This is a genomic window from Phocaeicola sp. RTP21198st1_B8_RTP21198_201120 (genome assembly GCF_040929485.1).
GTDB classification, from domain to species: Bacteria; Bacteroidota; Bacteroidia; order Bacteroidales; family Bacteroidaceae; genus Phocaeicola; species Phocaeicola dorei.
The window spans coordinates 1-342 of sequence record NZ_JBCOCI010000139.1 but is presented as its reverse complement, the minus strand read 5'-3'; the positions used below and the strand labels follow the sequence as shown (position 1 = coordinate 342).

General features: G+C 36.5%; 1 protein-coding gene. It reads left to right on the top strand.

The genetic code is table 11. From position 1 onward, the window contains the following. Window positions 1–103 precede the first annotated feature (103 nt). On the top strand, window positions 104–342 hold a 239-nt coding region (locus AB5935_RS23205), incomplete at its 3' end, for a DUF5131 family protein (protein ID WP_368327612.1).

Genomic DNA, 342 nt, shown 5'->3' with positions numbered 1-342 from the left:
CCCATTCTTTTTGAAGAAATTCAGGAATGAATTATGTAAATGATGAAAAGACTTTAGCTAACTTTGCAGACAATAATAAAATGATAAATTTTATTCAAACAGAATGGAAAATAGAATAAGTCTGGAGTCTTCTCTATGGAATCCTTGGCATGGCTGCCATAAGCTAAGTACAGGTTGCCGGCATTGTTATGTATATCGCGGAGATAGTAAACATGGGAAAGACAGTTCCATAATAACCAAAACCGGACAATTCAATCTGCCCGTGAGGCGGAAAAAGGATAAGACTTACAAGATCCCTTCCGGAAATCTCGTCTATACTTGTTTTACCTCTGATTTTCTGAT